The following is a 16,791-nucleotide window of genomic DNA, read 5'->3' on the forward strand; positions in this document are numbered from 1 at the left end:
TATTACAAAGCAAAATTTAAAAAAGTAAATTTACAATTATTCCCATTTATTACTGGCAGCTTCCTTTTTCATATATTCCTCAATTTTTCTTTGCTCCCAATCAGCGCTAAAAAACACATCTCTTCCAAAAACTGAGACTCCGTGAGCCAATAAACCTATTCCCCAAAATAAAGCAGTTGAATATGTTTCCCAATCTAATAATCCGCTATCCAGAATTCCTTTTGAAAAAAAGTCGTCATTTGCACTGGCAACAATGATGATAGCGTTTACTATAATATAAATTCTTAAATGCGAATAAAAACTTTTTATTCTTTTTACTTTTCTGTACGCCTCATTAAAGCTTTCATCTGTTGAAAATTCTTGCGAATATTCTTCGTACATACGTCTTCTAAATCTTCCCATTATATTATAAATTAAATTATTTCCACTTGTTTTTGTTCTCTTTTTCCTTTTCCATAAATTCTTTGATTTTTCTTTTTTCCCAGTCTTTTCCTAAAACCGGAAGTACTTCAAAAACCTTTAATCCGTGAAAAAGTACGCCTAATCCCCACCACAATAGCGGCCAGTAAAACCACAAATGATCTGGTGTTGTATATAAATTAATGAAAATTAAAATCACATTCACACCAATAAATGACGTAAGATTTGCGTAAAATCCTTTTATGCTTTCTACTTTCTTTTTTGCAAGATAGTATCTGTCTTCTTCGCTAAAATTCATTTCCATGATTACTCCCATTTTTGTTTTTCTTTTCTTTTATCTAAAATATTTTTGACTTTATTTTGCTCCCATTCCTCTCCAAAAATCTTATAATAAGCAAATATATCAACTGCTGAAATTATAAATACACAAGTCCATATTAACATTATAATGTAATTAAGATATTTGAACGGAAAGAAATTGAGTGGAAATCCGTAATAATCTTTTAAAATAAAAATAATTAATCCTGTGATGTAAATAAACGTATGTACATAAAATGACTTTAGTTTTATTACTTTTTTACTTGCGATTTGAAAATCAAATTTTTCACGATCAATATCAGAATTTGTTTCCATGACTATTTCCAGTTTTTTTGATTGTTATTCTCTTTTTCCAGAATCTGTCTAATTTTTCGTTCTTCCCAATCAGAGCTATAACCAAAAACTTTAAAAGCGTGCATTACTACTCCAAATCCCCAGCCTAAAGCCGAAAACCAAAACCATTGAAATCCTGGTGAAAATTTTAAATTTATAAAGATCAGAAATGGAATTACACAACAATATGAAAGTATGTTTCCGTAAAAACCTTTCAGTTCTTCAACTCTTTTTTTAGCTCTGAAATAAGCTTTATTTTCATCATTATAATCTACACTTGCATCCATAACTGTAATTTGTTTGGTTAAAATTGGAATTTTAACGGTGAAAGTTTCCTTGTTTTGTTCTATCAAAACCTTCCTGTTGGTTATAATTCCGTATCGATCTACAATATTCTGCAAACCAACTCCTTGTCTATCCTGCAAAACTTCTTTCTTTTGAAAAACATTTTGAATGGCTAAATAATCTCCGTCAACAAAAATTTTGATATGCAGCGGTTTCTGCTCACTTACAATATTGTGTTTTACTGTATTTTCGAGTAAAAGCTGTAACGATAACGGAACCACTTTTGCATCGGGATTAATATCTGTTGTTGCTGGCAATTCGTAAAACAAACTATTTTCGAAACGCATTTTCAGCAAATTCATGTAGGTTTTTGCAAATGACAATTCATCTTCAACAGAAACCAGTTCTTTATCTTTTTGCTCCAAAACGTAGCGATAAATTTTAGATAAAGAAGTGGTAAAACGTTGTGCATTATCCGGATTTTCTTCGATCAAGGAACTTAATACATTTAAACTATTAAAAAGAAAATGCGGGTCTATCTGATTTTTTAAACTTTCGAATTTCGCATTTGCCGTTCCTGCAATAATTCTTTGCTGTGTTATTTCAAACTTCGATGCCTGTTTCCATTTTACCATGAAGCTTCTGGCCTGCATAAAAGTCGAAACTCCTAAAGAAAGAATGATATAAAAAAGATGCACCCAAAGCATTCTTTCTCCAAAAAACTCTTTTACTGTCATGTCTTGCAGAACAATAAAGATGTAATAGTTTATTCCTAGAACCACCGGAACCGTATATAAAACAGTTACCAAAATCCCGTAATAAACCCTAAGATTTGTCTGCTCCAGCCAATCCCATTTTTTATCTAAAAGACTGTTGATAAACCCGTTGCCAAAACCTAAACCAAAAGAATAAAGACTACTTATAAAAAAAGTAATAAGAACGTTTTTAACATTTAAATCTACCCCTAAAAAGGCTGTAAAGATTACTGTAAAGACCATAGAAATCTTGAAAGAAACAATTGTTCCGCTTTTTAAATCCCTATAAGTTATATTCCTATGATCTTTCATTTATGAGTAATTTAAATTTATTTTTTACAAGATTTTTGGGTTTCCAAAGCTCTGTCTAATCCCCATTTTGGAGAAAAAGGTGTTTCTGGTTTAAAAGTAGCAAAAAGTTCGATAGCTTTATCAACTTGCGCACATAGCGGTTTTGTGTCAACCCCTGTCCATTTTGCTCCGCCTAACTGGTAATCAGCTTCTCCAAAAACTGCCCTTGGGTTATTTGGATTTAAGGTTTTTGCTTTTGCATAAGCTTCCATAATTTTAGAAGAATATTTTGGCGCATTTGTCATTGGGTCAGCAACCACATAAGCCGTATAAAGTAAAGCCTGAATCACGTATAATTCTGAATTGCTTTGATCTTTTATCATTTCAACATCAATTGCATCTTGCGCTTTTGTTAGCATCAAATCAATTTTAGTTGGATCTTTTTCACTAAATGCTGCTGTCGTATTTACCATTGCAACATAATAATTGGGTAACCAGCTTGTTTTTTCTGCCGACGCAATTCTTTCAAACATAGCAGAAGCTTCTGAATTTTTTCCTTCTTTCCAAAGTCCGAAAGCTTTCCCCATTCCTTGTTCAAATTGTGTTTGTGCAGTGCTTATTGCAACTATAAATAATGCGGTTAAAGTGATTATTCTTTTCATTTTATAAGTAATTAAATGGTTATATTAATTTATTGATTAGTATTTATTTATAATGTAATTTCAATTTTTGAATCTTTATTGATAACAAATTTAGCATCATTATAGGAAGGAGGTCCCATAAATCCTTTAGCATTGTTTGAAGCCGCATAATCTTCAGAAGGTATTCCCATTGCATTTCTGTCTAATTTTCCGTTATTGTTTTCATCGTGATACGTTGAAATTGCATATTCTCCTGCCGGAAGATTTTCAAATGTTACAACTGCTTTATCGTTTTTAATTTCAGAAGAAAGGCTTTTAAATACTGTTTTTAGAAACGTACCTTCTGAGTTATACAAACCTACTTTAACAACTCCTGTGTTGTTTTTTAAACCTGAAACAGAAACAGTTAGTTTTACATTTTGAGCAGAAATAAAACTGCAGATAAATAACATTGTGATTGCGATAATTTTGGTCATGGTTTTTCTTTTTTAAGTTACTATCCAGAGGCTTCGGGACTGAGGTTCTAAGTTGCTAAGTTTTTTTTTGATGATTAAAACTCTGATTGTTAATTTATACTTCAAAAGTACTTTGGTTATTATTCATTTAAAATTAAATAATACTGAGTTGTTGATTTTGGTTACTGAATTGTTTTTTTAAAGTTTCTGAGATTCTAAGTTGCTAAGGTTCTAAGTTTTTTTGCTTAATATCTAAAATCTTAGCATCTTAGAAACTTAGCATCTTTATAAATTCTTCAACTGATTCTCATTTTTATTATCACTAATTGTCCAAAAGAAACCAACGAAAAAGAATCTGTCTGCGGTTGGCGTTACGGCTTGTCTGTTATAGATTCCGTTTGCGTCCGGAGTTTTGGCGTAATCGTACCCAAAAACGTTTTGAGTTCCTAACACATTTGAAACTGAGAAATACAGGATTTTTTGTGTTGTCAATAAATACGCCCAATTAAAACTCAAACTGTTATATGATTTTGTTTTTCCGTTCATGAATTGCGTTTGGTTTGGATCATTATAAGGACGACCTGAACTGTAACTGTTTGTAAAACCTATTTGCGATTTCCAGTCTGTAATAAAATATTTTGTTACAATTGATAAACTATGATTGGCAACAAAATTTGGAGTGGCCATCGTTGGGAAATTCTTGTATTGTCTTTCAGAATCAATATAAGAATAAGATACCCAGTATTCTAAATGTTTCAATAAATTACTATCTCTCCAAAACAAATCCAATCCTTTTGCGTAACCTGAACCGTTATTATTAAAAACCGAATTGTAAGCAATATCTCTTGTATTGTATTGAACCAAATTGCTGTAGTCTTTATAATAAGCTTCGGCTCTAAAAGTTTGTCCTGGTCTTGTAAACTGGTAATTTAAAATATAATGTTGTGCTTTTTCACTTTCAAACTGATGGTATTTTGAATATTTGATATAATCTACAACCGGTGTTTGAGAGAAATCTCCATAAGCAAATGAAAACTGACTCGTTTTAGAAACTTTATAAGCAATAGAAGCTCTTGGTGCAATATTGGTTTCGTCTAATAAACTATTGTTTGAAAGTCTGGCACCGACTTTCATTGCCAGATTTTTTGAGAATAAAATATCGCCTTCGGTATAAAAAGCAGCGATATTTGAATCGTAACCGTTTGCAACATCAATTGAAACATTATCCTTGAAATTTTCATTAAATTTTGTGATAAAATAATCTGCACCAAAAGACAATTTAAAATAGTTCGAAATATTTTTTCTTAATTTTAATTTCAATTGCGCAGCATTTTCATTAGTATCGACATCGTTTATATCGTATTTGATTTTGTTTTTGCTGTAACCGTAACTTATTCCGGTTGTAAGCTGCCAGCCAGTTCCAAAATCTCCTTTGTAAGAACCGTTTAAATAAAAATTATTATTGTTCAAATCAGTTCTTATCGGATCAGTGAAGTTTACATTTTTTTGATTTAAATCGAATTTCTCTGAATCAAAAGCGGCGTATAATTTAAAAATACCTCTTTCAAAATGATAACGATATACAGCTTCTCCACCCAAAGATTGATACGGATTATTCCAATCTACATTTTGCGGAATCACAGCCTGATAAGGTGCTAAGTTGATATAATTGGTATTAATACTAAAAGAACTTTTTTTCCATTTTTGCGTATTTCCAATTCCTAAACCTACAGTCATTAAAGCAATATCTGTTTTATTTTGATCCGGTTCATCTTGTGTATTCAACAATAAAACACTTGATAAAGCCTCACCATATTCTGCAGAATATCCTCCGGTAGAAAATGCGATTCCGCTAAACAAGAAAGGAGAAAATCTGCTTCGTGTTGGTAAATTATTTGTGGTTGCGCCATAGGGCTGTGCTACACGAAGTCCGTCTACAAAAGTTTGCGTTTCGCTTGCTTCTCCTCCACGAACAAATAAACGTCCGTCTTCGCCCACGGTTTGTGTTCCAGGCAATGTTTGCAAAGCCGCAATAATATTTCCTGCAGAACCAGCAGTTGTTACAATATCTAAAGGTTTTAAAACAGAAACTCTCGCTTTATCCCCAGATTCTAAAGTTCCCGCGGTAATAACAACGGCATCAAGCGCGTTTACATTTTCTCTTAGTTTTACCGTTTGATCTTTATAATTGGCAACATCAATTTCTTTTTTGAATGTTTCATAAAGTAAAAAACTCACTACTATAAATTGATTTCCTTCGGCAGTTGTTTCAAAAGAAAATTCTCCTGTTTCAGAACTTGTTGCTCCATCGTAAGTTCCATCGATATAAATATTTGCTCCCGGAACTGGTTTTCCTTTTTCATCTACCACTTTTCCTGAAATGGTATTTTGAGCAAAAATGACTGTTGTAAAAAATAAAATGCTAATTGTAAAAAGTAATTTGGTTGTCATGGTTTTTGATTTTGATGAAGCAAATGTATTTTAACATTCTTACTAAAAAAATAATAAATAACCCAATTGTAGATTTTTGAGGATGAGTTGTAAATTACTTATTCGTATCTTAGCTTTCACGTTTAAAAACTATCAATCATGTCAGAAAGTAAAAGAGTTTCAAATTTATATCAGTCCATTTATAATGGAAATCCGTGGCTTGAGGTCACATTAGCAGATACTTTAAAAGATCTTACAGCTGCACAGGCTATTAAAAAAGTAAATCCTAATCTAAATACGATTTGGGAAATTGTCAATCATCTAATACAATGGAGAAGAAATATTTTAAGACGTGTTCAGGGAGAAATTATCACAACTCCGGATCACAATTATTTTGTTCCAATATTAGATTCATCGGAACCGGCATGGGAACAATCTTTACAGAGTCTTGCAAAATCTCAGGAACAGTGGAGTGCCTTTTTGAGTGATTTTGATGATGCAGGTTTTGATAAAATAGATCCAAATAACAATCATAATTTTTATGAAGATATTCATGGAATTATTCAGCATGACGTTTATCATTTGGGACAAATTGTTATTTTGAAGAAGCTTCTTTAAATAGAAATATGCATTTTAATCAACACAGACGATACTTCTTTATGGAGTTTCTTGCGAAAACTTCTCGTTTCTGGAAATGACGAAATAAACGAAAAATATTCTTTTGAAAATGAGTGTCCTAGCCCCGATAGAAGTGGAAATCCTTTTGTGTAATGAAATGGAGCAAAAGATTGAAACGGATAGCGGGATTAGCTCCTGAAAAAGATTTGATTTATGTCAAATTGATCGTATTTAGAAAAAAAACTTTTTTACCAAATTAACGTCGTAGTATTCATCTGCAGTTTTGCAGAAAATTGCCAAGACTAAAATATTATACCCTTATAATGACAGAAAAAGAAAAAATGATCTCGGGCGAATATTACAACGCTTTTGACCCGGAATTAGTAAAAGGCCGCAGAACAGCAAAAAATCTTCTGCATACTCTGAATGTAAGAGAATACAGGGTAACCAAAAAAGCGAAAGAAATATTAAAAGAACTGATTCCTAATTCAGGAGAAGGTTTTTATATAGAACCACCTTTTCACTGTGATTACGGATATAATATTTTTTGTGGAGATAACGTTTATTTCAATGTAAATTGTGTTGTTTTGGATTGTGCCCCAGTAAATATTGGATCAAATGTATTTATTGCACCAAATGTTCAAATTTACACGGCATCACATCCGCTTGACGCCGAATTGAGAAAATCACTCGAGAATGCTTATCCGGTAACTATTGGAGACGATTGCTGGATTGGCGGAAATTCTGTTATTTGTCCCGGAGTTACCATTGGAAAAGGATGTGTAATCGGTGCTGGATCTGTGGTAACAAAAGACATTCCGGATAACTCACTAGCGGTTGGAAATCCGGCAAAAATTATTAGAAAATTAAATCAGGAAACTGAATCAAATACATAATGCTTACCTTAAACAAAGTTCACCACATTGCTATTTTATGCTCGGATTATCAAAAATCTAAAACTTTTTATAACGAAGTTTTAGGTCTGACAATTATTAGAGAAATCTATCGTGAAGAACGACAATCCTATAAATTAGATTTGGCTTTGAATGGCACTTATATTATCGAATTATTTTCATTCCCGGATCCGCCAAAACGTCCTTCAAGACCGGAGGCTGTTGGTTTACGCCATTTGGCTTTTGAAGTAATTAATCTGGACGAAACTGTTGCTTTTTTAAACACAAAAAATATAGAAGCAGAACCAATTCGAATTGATGAAACGACTCAAAAACGTTTTACATTTATTGCTGATCCTGATTTGCTGCCCATTGAGTTTTATGAGCGATAATTAAGATTTTTTTGCCACTAAGACGCTAAGACACAAAGTTTTTTTAAACCAAAGATTAATGATTAAAGTGATTAGAAAATCTTTACAAGCAGTAAAAACTTAGCGTCTTAGTGCCTTTGTGGCATCCTTCTTTCATAAAGAAAGATTTTTCCTTCTTTTTAAAGTTTTAACACATTTTAATGATTCTTTTTTACGAAAAAACGAATTTGATTCTCTAATTTTGTAATCCGCATAAAAATAATGCGGTTTACAAATTTACTTCTGATGAACAAAACGGCGCAAATCAAAAAAAATCATCAATTTATTAAGTTCCGAAAATTAGTTATTGTTTCTATTTTAATTGGCTTTCTTTCAGCCTTTTTAGGAATTTCGCTTAAAAAAATCACTGAATATTACGAAGAAATCTTCTTTCATGAAGTTTCAGTAAATCCACTTTTTTATATTCTTTTTCCGGTTTTCGGATTGTCTGTAATTTATTTCCTTAGACAATATCTTTTTAAGAAAAAAGAAAACAAAGGAATCAAAGAAGTTTTTGAAAGCACAAAATCAACTTCAAAAAACTTACCTTCTTATAAAATTCCATCCCACTTTATAAACGGATTATTAACGGTTATTTTTGGAGGTTCAACCGGAATCGAAGTTTCTACCGTTGTTGCAACCGCTACAATTGGTTCTGTTGCTCAGCAAAAAGAAAATGTATTTCGTCAATACAAAACCGAATTAATTTGTGCAGGAGTTGCGGCGGGAGTTACAGCTTTATTCAGTTCTCCAATTGCCGGAATTTTATTTGCTTTGGAAGTTATTTCACGAAAAGTAACCCGTGCTTTTATTATTTCTAATGTTATTGCGGTTTCAATAGCTTTTGGTTTACTTTCTATTTTAAAAGAAGAACCTTTATTTGCAGTTTCTATTACGACCTGGCATTTAAGAGCGATTCCCTATTTTATCCTTTTGGGAATTTTAGCCGGAATGAATTCTGTTTATCTAACACGTTGTGTATTATTTTTTAAATCTCAATTTGGCAAAATCGATACACATTATTATAAAATCATTATAGGATCTGTAGTATTAAGTGTTTCTCTTTTTATTTTTCCGCAATTATACGGAGAAGGATATCACGCTATAAAAGGAATTTTCGGCAGTTCATCACAACTTCCTTTAACCTTAACTCTGGCTTTTACTTTTGTTGGAATTTTGCTTTTAAAACCTATCGTAACTTCTATAACTCTGGCTTCCGGAGGCGACGGCGGTGTTTTTGCTCCGAGTCTTTTTATTGGCGCTTTTTTAGGATTATTACTGTCTTCGATTTTAAATACTTTTTTCCATGTAAATGTAATTCCGGTTAATTTCATGATTATCGGAATGGCAGCTGTTTTAAGCGCCAGTATACACGCGCCATTTACAGCCATATTTTTAGTTTGCGGACTAACAAATGATTATACTTTATTTTTACCGATTCTTGTAGTTTGTTTAATTTCAAAATACACTGCAAAAATGATTTATCCGTATACAGTTTACTCTTATTCGCCAAGTTTAATAAAGTAAAAAAAATATTGCCACAGATTAATTAATTGCCACAGATAATTAATCTTTGAAATCATTTAATCTGTGGCAAAAAAACAAAATAATACCACAAAATGCCCACCCAAAAAATAAAAAGGAGCTATCGCAAAACACGCTATATTCTTTATAAAGAAACTTTAATCGATTTTAAAGAACACTTTTGGTCTTTTATCGGATCATTTGTCGGGATTGGAATTCTGGCTTATGTTCAGTCGATTCATTTTTCCGGAAATGATGCTGTTTATTTAATTGGTTCTTTTGGAGCTTCGAGCGTTTTGGTTTACGGAATCATTCAAAGTCCGTTTTCACAGCCTCGAAATCTAGTTGGCGGACATCTTGTTTCTGCCTTTATTGGCGTTACAGTGCACAAACTGGCACCGGACATTATCTGGATTGCTGCTCCCCTCGCCGTTTCGCTGGCAATTATTTTAATGCAAATTACCAAAACACTTCATCCTCCCGGCGGCGCAACGGCTCTTATCGCAATTATTGGTTCAGACAAAATAAAAGCTTTGGGTTACGAATATGTTTTTTCTCCAGTATTAGTCGGCGTTTTGATTTTGCTTTTAACAGCTTTGGTTTTTAATAATATGACATCAAGCAGAAGCTACCCAAGTCATAGTTCTTATCATAAACGTTATCATAAGATTAGAAAGCGCCTGGTTGGGAAATAGTAGTTTTTCTCTCCTGCAAGGTTTTCAAAACCTTGTAGGTATAACTACGATTGCGATTGAAACCTACAAGGTTTTGAAAACCTTGCAGGATCGGAGAAAAATCTTTTCAACAAATCGCAATTCGTGATTCGTATTTCATTTTTTATATTTTACCTTTGACTTTTCAAAAAATACAAAGATTATGGTTTATAAATTTAGAGTAATTCTAGACGCCGAAGAAGACATTTTTAGAGACATTGCAATTCTTGAAGACGATACACTTGAGGATTTACACAATGCGATCTTCAACGCTTTCGGTTTTGACGGAACTGAAGTTGCTTCATTTTATACTTGTGATGAAACCTGGAATCAGGAAGATGAAATTCCGCTTTTTGATACCGGCGACATTCCCGGCGAACAACGAACTATGGGCGATTATCCATTATCTAGTATTTTGGACAAGGAAAACACTAAAATTATTTACGTGTATGATTTCATCAGCATGTGGACTTTCTTAGTTGAATTGGCTGCGATCGAAGATCAAATTGCCGGAGCTACTTATCCTGAAACCTTATTCTCTCACGGAGAAATGCCGGACGAAGCCACCGAAAAAACTTTCGAAGCCGATATGCACGACGATATCTACGGAGAATTTGAAGATGATCTTGACGAAGACGATCTTGACATGTTCGAAGGCGATGACAGCTTTGAAGATTATGGATTTGAGGAGAATTGGAATTAACCTAAGTTTCTGAGATACTAAGTCTCTAAGATTCTAAGTTTTTTTACTGAGGGAATTTTCTTATTTTTAAAAAATAATTTAAAAATAAAAAATGAGTCATTTTAGAAAAATCTTAGTTTGGCAGAAATCAATTTCCTTGGTTACCAAAATTTATAAAGCAACAAACACTTTTCCAAAAGAAGAAATGTTTGGATTAACTTCTCAAATACGTAGAAGTTCTATATCTATCCCAAGTAATATTGCAGAAGGATCTGGTAGAGAAAGCACTAAAGATTTTTTGCGATTTTTATATATTTCTCTGGGTTCTATATTTGAAATGCAAACCCAGCTTGAAATTGCAAAAAATATTATTTATATAAAAGAAGAAGAATTTAACAATTTATATGAGGATAGTCGCGAGATCGAAAGAATGTTAGCGTCTTTAATTAGAAAATTAAAAGACACTATTTAGAAAACTTAGAATCTCAGAGACTTAGAATCTCAGTAACTCAAAATATGATCAACCTATTCAACACCCACATCGAGACGCTTGCGATACACCGCGTAGGGAACAAAAGCAGAAACGAAGCTATTTTTTTATCGGAACAGCCATTTAATTTAAATGATGAAATTGTGCCTTTGATAAAAGAGTACTTTTTTAAACCTTTTAGAGAGAAAGAAGAAAACTATTATCAGTTTGCGCACGAAGTCGATTTGGATTACAATGACATGTTTAAATATGCAACTGAGATTTTTACTAATCCTGGTAACTTACAGGAAATTTCAAAAAAAATCACGACGCATTTATTCGAGCAATCAAACCATCCGCATATTAAAAACGGAGAAGTTTATGTAACGTATTTAACAAATTTAAGTATCGACAATAACGTTGTTGATGCTATCGGAATTTTTAAAAGTGAGTTACAGGCCGACTTTTTACAGTTTGAAGAAAAAGACAGCAATCTTGAAATGATTTTGCAGCAAGGAATCAACCTGAGCAAACTTGATAAAGGATGTTTGATTTTTAATTATAAAAAAGAAGAAGGATATAAAATTCTAACTGTAGATAGTAACCGTTATGATGCGCGTTATTGGTTAGAGCACTTTTTATCAGTTGATGCTTTTGAAGATGAGAACTTCATCACTAAAAAATACTTAAAATTCTGCCAGAACTTCGCAAAAGATGTTGTTTTACCGGCAGAAGACAAAAAAGAAGAAGTAATGTTTATGAACAGATCTGTGAATTATTTCGCTAAAAATGATCAGTTTGAAGAACAAAATTTCCTAAATGAAGTATTAGACAATCCTGACTTAATTCCTGAATTCAAAAACTATAAAGTTGATAAAGGAGAAAAATACAGCATCGAAGATGTAACCTCATTCCCTATTGCAAACGCAGCAGTTTCAGACGCCAGAAAATCGATTAAAAACGTTATTAATCTGGATACCCATATTCAGATTAAAATGGATTTTATCAACCCTGAAAGCGCAGAAAAATTTGTTGAAAAAGGCTGGGATGAAGAAAAACAGATGTATTACTACTTAGTTTATTTCAATAAAGAAGAAAAAAGCTAAGAGTCATTCATTTTCTATTACTTACTTAAAACAAAAAACGGCAACTACATTCAGTAATTGCCGTTTTTTATTTATATGTTTATAAATTACTAGATTTGATATTCTATCTCACTTACACCCAAAAATGGCAGCTTTAAAAAAAACAGAACTTACATTAGAAGAACGTGCTTTTGAAACTGCAAAAACATTGCTGGAAAAATATCAAAATCCACATAATCTTAAACTTGAGGGAAATTCAAATTTAGAAGATTCTTATACTATTTTAATTACTCTTTTATATACTGAAAAATTAAACGAAAAAGAACAATTAGCAATTCTTTCTATTATAGATGAAATGAAACTATTGGACGGAAACAGATAATTATTTTATTTTCTGTCAATTAAAACAAAAAACGGCAACTACATTAGTAATTGCCGTTTTTTGATTGCCAGTTTTCTAAATTATAATATAGAAAATAATGCTTTTACAATATCGTCATAAACTTGCTTATCTCTTTCGCCGGTTCTGGCGAGAACTCTGATTCCAGAGTAATTATTAAAAATAAATCGGGATAAAACCCTCGCATCAGTAGCTTTGGAAATATGTCCGGCAGCTTGTCCTTTTTGAACTGCTTTCGTAAAAACTTCTTCCATTGTCTGACTGTTGTTTTTTACGATTTTTCCAATCTCTTCATCGTGCATGGCAAGTTCTACAGAAGAATTAACCATGAAACAGCCTTTTGTAATTCGATCTTCTAAGCTTTCGATAATTGCTTGTTTAAAAATATCATGCAATGTCTCTTTTACATTTTCAGATTCATCCAAAAGTTTAATAACCTGATCTTGTGACTGTTTTTGATAACGCAGTAACGATTGAGCAAATAATTTCTGCTTGTCTCCAAAAGTATCATACAAACTAGAACGGCTTAACCCTAAATGCGTTACCAAATCCTGAGCCGAAGTTCCGTTGTAACCTTTGTGCCAAAAAATCTCGATCGCTTTGTCTAAAGCCTGATCTTCGTTAAATTCTTTTGTTCTAGCCATAACTTCAAAATTAAATTACTTTGCAAAGATACAAAAATACGGAACAATCGTTCCTGAATTAGTCAAAAAAATTATACAACAGCGTTTACAGTAAGTCCGCCATCAACAACAATTTCTGTTCCTGTAATGAATGAAGCATCATCTGAGGCAAGGAAACCAACCGTCTTTGCAATTTCTGAAGATTGTCCAAAACGTTTCAATAGAATTTTTTCTCCCAAAATAGCTCCAAAACCTTCTACTTCTTCTTTTTGTAAACCTAATTTTCCGTAAAGCGGAGTTTCAACAGGACCAGGAGAAACAGCATTTACCCTGATTTTTCTTGGCGCCAATTCTGTAGCAAAAACTTTGTTTAAAGATAAAACTGCAGCCTTGCTTGATGCGTAAACGCTTGAGTTTGGCATACCAACATGTGCATTGATTGAAGTATTAAAGATAATAGAACCACCATCGTTTAAAATTGGCAATACTTTTTGAACTGTAAAATAAACTCCTTTTACATTTACATTCATAATACTGTCATAATGTTCTTCTGAAGCTGATTCTACCGGAGCAAAAGAAGCAATTCCTGCATTTAAAAATAAGATGTCAACTTTTCCGAATTGTGCTTTTACTTGCTCAACCAAACTATCAATTGATTTTAAATCTGATTGGTCTGAAACGATTCCGGTTACGTTCAATTCTGTTTCGGCTTTTGCCAAAGCTTCTTTGTTTCTTCCTGTTATAATTACTTTTGCACCTTTAGCAACTAATTCTGCTGCTGCTGCATACCCTATTCCACTATTTCCACCTGTTACAATAGCTACTTTGTTTTCTAAATTTTTCATTTTATTTGTTTTTAAATTATTGATTATTCAATTATTATGGTACAAAGATATTATAACGGAACGATCGTTCCGTTATAATTAATGTTAATATTTAGTTAAAATAATTTACTGTTTTTAAAAGCTCCCATTTTTAAGGCATTCCCTCTATGTTGTTATAAACGAAAGAAATCGTAAAATGTCAAACATTCTTAATTTATGCTTAATTTTGTAGCTTAAATAAAAATACCAATGGATAATCTTCTACACAGCGAAAGTCCTTTCCAAACAATAATATCTTTTCATAAGCTAATTGAATCTTTTGAAGAAATTGCTTTATCAAATGTTGATTATCGATCAAATTATGCCAAAGCAATTTTAAAAGAAGTTGAAGCTATCCCGGAATTCAGATCAGGAATTCACGATTACAGTATTATTAAAACACATGAAGCTTTAATCAAAAATATTACAGCCGATTTATTTCCTACCGCATTAACTTACAATGAAATAAAAGCGATTACGATTCCTTTTCAAAACATATCTTTTAATTACACCGAACGTTTCAAGAAAATATTGCGTAATGCAGGAGACGAATTTTACATGGAAATTCGTGATTTTGATAGTCATCAGTTTTATATCAACAATTGCTGCCTTATTTTGAGTAGTTATTACAAACAAAATATAGACTTCAATAAACCTTTCTTTTACGATATTCCGGATGAAGAAGGTGTCGAAAAACATTATCGAATTTTGTACAATGCCGATTTCATGGAAATTATTCCAACAGAAAATTCAGTGCATTTGACACAAGATGATATCGATTTATTAATTGATAATTATAATGATATTGATTTATGGAAATCTAAATTTCCTCCGGGAAGCTGGACTTTAAAAGGTTTTGGAATTGTTTCTTTATTTGATGCAACGACTGAAAGTGCTATTTCGAACTTAAAAAGTAATTTACTTAAACCAGATACAAAAACGGTTGCTTCTAACGATATTATAGAGAATATTTTTAAATCGATTTTTAAGGTTTCACATCTTAAAGTTGGTTTTATTATTTATAATCCGGAAGAAGAAAAATTCATCAGACCGGTAAAATATGATAATCAGCTGCAGAGTTTTTTACTTTCTAAAGAACAGGAAGTAGATTGCAAGAATGCTTTTTTTGGATGTTCGTTTGAAAATTTGTTAGATAATAAAGAGCCTTTTGTGATTTCGAATGTAAAAAAATTCATTGAAGAATCTCCAAATAACAGACTTGGCGAACATTTATTAAAACTAGGTATTCAAAGTGCCGTGTTTGCGCCTGTTGTAAAAGACGGACATTTACTGGGGGTTGTAGAATTGGTTTCTGAAAATCCGAGAGACTTAAATAGTGTAAATGCAACTAAACTAGAGTTGGTTTTACCTTATTTAACAGACACTATCGATCGATACAATACTGATATGCAACATCAGGTTGAAGCGATTATTCAGCGTGAATATACTACGATTCACCCAAGTGTTTATTGGAAATTTAAAAAAGAATCTCAAAATTATTTTCAAAATATCAATCATACAAAAGATTATATTTTTAAGGAAATTGTTTTTAAAAATGTGTTTCCATTATACGGACAAATCGATATTAAAGGTTCGTCTGAGCACAGAAATGAAACGGTTAAAAGAGATTTAAAAAATCAGCTGACAACACTTTTGGATATTTTCGAAAATCAAAAACCCAACAGCAATTTAGTACTTCTTGAACAACGAAAATTTGAATTGGAGTCTATGCGCGCTGAGCTGGAGAATCCTTTAAAAGCAGATACTGAGCAACACATTCAACGTTATATAGAAGAAGAAATTCATCCTATTTTAAAGAATACGAAAGACACGGCAAAAAACCAAAAACTGGAAGAATTGTATTTTGAAAGTCTGGACGAAAAAACAGGAATGTTTTATCAGGAAAGAAAGAAATTTGACAATGCAATGTCTATTATAAATAAGAGATTAGCATCGGTTCTGGACAAAAAACAGCTTGAGGCGCAACAAATTTATCCGCATTATTACGAGCGTTTTAAAACGGATGGTGTTGAACACAATTTATATATTGGTGCTTCAATTTCGCCAACAAAACCTTTTGATATTATGTATTTGCACAATTTACGTTTGTGGCAATTACAGACTTTATGCGAAATGGAATTAGAACATCATCAGCTTAAAGAATCTTTACCTTATGAGTTGGATGTAACTTCGTTGATTTTGGTTTTTAGTCAGGCGCTTTCTATCCGTTTTAGAATGGATGAAAAACGTTTTGATGTCGATGGAACGTACAATGCAAGATATGAAGTTGTTAAAAAACGTATTGACAAAGCAAACATCAAAGGCACAACTGACAGAATTACTGAAAAAGAAAAAATTACGATTGTGTATTCTCAAAATAATGAGGAAACCGAATATTTGAAATACATTAAATATTTACAGCATAAAAAAATCCTGGAACCTTCTATCGAACAATTCGAAGTAGAAGATCTTCAGGGAGTTTCTGGTTTACGCGCTATTCGTGTAAAAGTAATTAACAACGTAAATAATCCGGCAACAAAAAAAATAACCTATCAGGATTTATTGGATGAGCTCAACTAATTA

19 protein-coding genes are annotated in these 16,791 nt (G+C 32.1%); 10 read left to right on the forward strand and 9 right to left on the reverse strand.

The genetic code is table 11. The features are described 5' to 3' along the window. Positions 1-36 precede the first annotated feature (36 nt). From RT99_RS10255 to RT99_RS10285, 7 genes are all read right to left on the reverse strand, one after another. On the reverse strand, positions 37-402 hold the full coding sequence (locus RT99_RS10255) for a 2TM domain-containing protein (RefSeq protein WP_042564660.1): 366 nt from the start codon (positions 400-402) through the stop codon (positions 37-39). Between the two features lie 16 nt (positions 403-418). Beyond that, positions 419-724: a 2TM domain-containing protein gene (locus tag RT99_RS10260; RefSeq protein ID WP_042564696.1), complete on the reverse strand. Its 306-nt coding sequence runs from the start codon at positions 722-724 to the stop codon at positions 419-421. Between the two features lie 2 nt (positions 725-726). Continuing rightward, entirely contained in the window at positions 727-1,053 is a 327-nt protein-coding gene (locus RT99_RS10265) for a 2TM domain-containing protein (protein ID WP_042564661.1), read from the reverse strand. A 2-nt stretch (positions 1,054-1,055) separates the two neighbouring features. Further along, positions 1,056-2,423 (reverse strand): histidine kinase, encoded by a 1,368-nt coding sequence (locus RT99_RS10270; RefSeq protein ID WP_042564662.1) that lies wholly within the window; start codon positions 2,421-2,423, stop codon positions 1,056-1,058. 17 nt (positions 2,424-2,440) lie between these two features. Further along, the gene (locus RT99_RS10275) at positions 2,441-3,064 is read right to left on the reverse strand and encodes a hypothetical protein (protein ID WP_042564663.1); all 624 of its coding nucleotides are present in this window, start codon (positions 3,062-3,064) and stop codon (positions 2,441-2,443) included. Between the two features lie 47 nt (positions 3,065-3,111). Next, a complete protein-coding gene (locus RT99_RS10280; RefSeq protein ID WP_117614809.1) occupies positions 3,112-3,519 on the reverse strand; it encodes a DUF2141 domain-containing protein in 408 nt (135 codons plus the stop codon). A gap of 264 nt (positions 3,520-3,783) precedes the next feature. Beyond that, positions 3,784-5,949, reverse strand: coding sequence for a TonB-dependent receptor (locus RT99_RS10285; RefSeq protein ID WP_042564664.1), 2,166 nt, complete (start codon positions 5,947-5,949; stop codon positions 3,784-3,786). Positions 5,950-6,087: 138 nt separating this feature from the next. On the opposite strand from RT99_RS10285, the gene RT99_RS10290 reads away from it, so the two are divergent. The 9 genes from RT99_RS10290 (at position 6,088) to RT99_RS10330 (ending at position 12,704) form a co-directional block, all read left to right on the forward strand. Further along, positions 6,088-6,546 (forward strand): DinB family protein, encoded by a 459-nt coding sequence (locus RT99_RS10290; RefSeq protein WP_042564665.1) that lies wholly within the window; start codon positions 6,088-6,090, stop codon positions 6,544-6,546. 320 nt (positions 6,547-6,866) lie between these two features. Beyond that, positions 6,867-7,442: a sugar O-acetyltransferase gene (locus RT99_RS10295; protein ID WP_042564698.1), complete on the forward strand. Its 576-nt coding sequence runs from the start codon at positions 6,867-6,869 to the stop codon at positions 7,440-7,442. Further along, the gene (locus tag RT99_RS10300; protein WP_042564666.1) at positions 7,442-7,831 is read left to right on the forward strand and encodes a VOC family protein; all 390 of its coding nucleotides are present in this window, start codon (positions 7,442-7,444) and stop codon (positions 7,829-7,831) included. The genes RT99_RS10295 and RT99_RS10300 overlap by 1 nt, the downstream gene beginning before the upstream one ends. Before the next feature lie 264 nt (positions 7,832-8,095). Continuing rightward, positions 8,096-9,376 carry a chloride channel protein gene (locus RT99_RS10305; RefSeq protein ID WP_042564667.1) on the forward strand — a complete coding sequence of 427 codons (1,281 nt, stop codon included), beginning with the start codon at positions 8,096-8,098 and terminating at the stop codon, positions 9,374-9,376. A gap of 92 nt (positions 9,377-9,468) precedes the next feature. After that, the gene (locus tag RT99_RS10310) at positions 9,469-10,068 is read left to right on the forward strand and encodes an HPP family protein (protein ID WP_042564668.1); all 600 of its coding nucleotides are present in this window, start codon (positions 9,469-9,471) and stop codon (positions 10,066-10,068) included. Positions 10,069-10,249: 181 nt separating this feature from the next. Beyond that, positions 10,250-10,789: a hypothetical protein gene (locus tag RT99_RS10315; RefSeq protein WP_042564669.1), complete on the forward strand. Its 540-nt coding sequence runs from the start codon at positions 10,250-10,252 to the stop codon at positions 10,787-10,789. 91 nt (positions 10,790-10,880) lie between these two features. Next, complete coding sequence (locus tag RT99_RS10320) at positions 10,881-11,240, forward strand: four helix bundle protein (RefSeq protein WP_042564670.1); 360 nt, start codon at positions 10,881-10,883, stop codon at positions 11,238-11,240. 44 nt (positions 11,241-11,284) lie between these two features. Beyond that, complete coding sequence (locus RT99_RS10325) at positions 11,285-12,343, forward strand: nucleoid-associated protein (protein ID WP_026984812.1); 1,059 nt, start codon at positions 11,285-11,287, stop codon at positions 12,341-12,343. A gap of 124 nt (positions 12,344-12,467) precedes the next feature. Continuing rightward, the gene (locus RT99_RS10330; protein ID WP_042564671.1) at positions 12,468-12,704 is read left to right on the forward strand and encodes a hypothetical protein; all 237 of its coding nucleotides are present in this window, start codon (positions 12,468-12,470) and stop codon (positions 12,702-12,704) included. Between the two features lie 80 nt (positions 12,705-12,784). Here RT99_RS10330 and RT99_RS10335 read toward each other — a convergent pair whose 3' ends face one another. Continuing rightward, positions 12,785-13,366, reverse strand: coding sequence for a TetR/AcrR family transcriptional regulator (locus RT99_RS10335; protein ID WP_042564672.1), 582 nt, complete (start codon positions 13,364-13,366; stop codon positions 12,785-12,787). Positions 13,367-13,437: 71 nt separating this feature from the next. Further along, positions 13,438-14,190 carry a glucose 1-dehydrogenase gene (locus RT99_RS10340; protein WP_042564673.1) on the reverse strand — a complete coding sequence of 251 codons (753 nt, stop codon included), beginning with the start codon at positions 14,188-14,190 and terminating at the stop codon, positions 13,438-13,440. Positions 14,191-14,418: 228 nt separating this feature from the next. On the opposite strand from RT99_RS10340, the gene RT99_RS10345 reads away from it, so the two are divergent. After that, on the forward strand, positions 14,419-16,788 hold the full coding sequence (locus RT99_RS10345) for a GAF domain-containing protein (RefSeq protein WP_042564674.1): 2,370 nt from the start codon (positions 14,419-14,421) through the stop codon (positions 16,786-16,788). Positions 16,789-16,791: the final 3 nt, after the last annotated feature.

The sequence above is a fragment of the Flavobacterium sp. MEB061 genome (assembly GCF_000834715.1).
In the GTDB taxonomy this organism is placed as follows: domain Bacteria; phylum Bacteroidota; class Bacteroidia; order Flavobacteriales; family Flavobacteriaceae; genus Flavobacterium; species Flavobacterium pectinovorum.

What these genes read in the sequence shown, in the direction of transcription:
- RT99_RS10255 (WP_042564660.1), bottom strand. Translation starts at nt 402, where the DNA reads ATGGGAAGATTTAGAAGACGTATGTACGAAGAATATTCGCAAGAATTT.
- RT99_RS10260 (WP_042564696.1), bottom strand. Translation starts at nt 724, where the DNA reads ATGGAAATGAATTTTAGCGAAGAAGACAGATACTATCTTGCAAAAAAG.
- RT99_RS10265 (WP_042564661.1), bottom strand. Translation starts at nt 1,053, where the DNA reads ATGGAAACAAATTCTGATATTGATCGTGAAAAATTTGATTTTCAAATC.
- RT99_RS10270 (WP_042564662.1), bottom strand. Translation starts at nt 2,423, where the DNA reads ATGAAAGATCATAGGAATATAACTTATAGGGATTTAAAAAGCGGAACA.
- RT99_RS10275 (WP_042564663.1), bottom strand. Translation starts at nt 3,064, where the DNA reads ATGAAAAGAATAATCACTTTAACCGCATTATTTATAGTTGCAATAAGC.
- RT99_RS10280 (WP_117614809.1), bottom strand. Translation starts at nt 3,519, where the DNA reads ATGACCAAAATTATCGCAATCACAATGTTATTTATCTGCAGTTTTATT.
- RT99_RS10285 (WP_042564664.1), bottom strand. Translation starts at nt 5,949, where the DNA reads ATGACAACCAAATTACTTTTTACAATTAGCATTTTATTTTTTACAACA.
- RT99_RS10290 (WP_042564665.1), top strand. Translation starts at nt 6,088, where the DNA reads ATGTCAGAAAGTAAAAGAGTTTCAAATTTATATCAGTCCATTTATAAT.
- RT99_RS10300 (WP_042564666.1), top strand. Translation starts at nt 7,442, where the DNA reads ATGCTTACCTTAAACAAAGTTCACCACATTGCTATTTTATGCTCGGAT.
- RT99_RS10305 (WP_042564667.1), top strand. Translation starts at nt 8,096, where the DNA reads ATGAACAAAACGGCGCAAATCAAAAAAAATCATCAATTTATTAAGTTC.
- RT99_RS10310 (WP_042564668.1), top strand. Translation starts at nt 9,469, where the DNA reads ATGCCCACCCAAAAAATAAAAAGGAGCTATCGCAAAACACGCTATATT.
- RT99_RS10315 (WP_042564669.1), top strand. Translation starts at nt 10,250, where the DNA reads ATGGTTTATAAATTTAGAGTAATTCTAGACGCCGAAGAAGACATTTTT.
- RT99_RS10320 (WP_042564670.1), top strand. Translation starts at nt 10,881, where the DNA reads ATGAGTCATTTTAGAAAAATCTTAGTTTGGCAGAAATCAATTTCCTTG.
- RT99_RS10325 (WP_026984812.1), top strand. Translation starts at nt 11,285, where the DNA reads ATGATCAACCTATTCAACACCCACATCGAGACGCTTGCGATACACCGC.
- RT99_RS10330 (WP_042564671.1), top strand. Translation starts at nt 12,468, where the DNA reads ATGGCAGCTTTAAAAAAAACAGAACTTACATTAGAAGAACGTGCTTTT.
- RT99_RS10335 (WP_042564672.1), bottom strand. Translation starts at nt 13,366, where the DNA reads ATGGCTAGAACAAAAGAATTTAACGAAGATCAGGCTTTAGACAAAGCG.
- RT99_RS10340 (WP_042564673.1), bottom strand. Translation starts at nt 14,190, where the DNA reads ATGAAAAATTTAGAAAACAAAGTAGCTATTGTAACAGGTGGAAATAGT.
- RT99_RS10345 (WP_042564674.1), top strand. Translation starts at nt 14,419, where the DNA reads ATGGATAATCTTCTACACAGCGAAAGTCCTTTCCAAACAATAATATCT.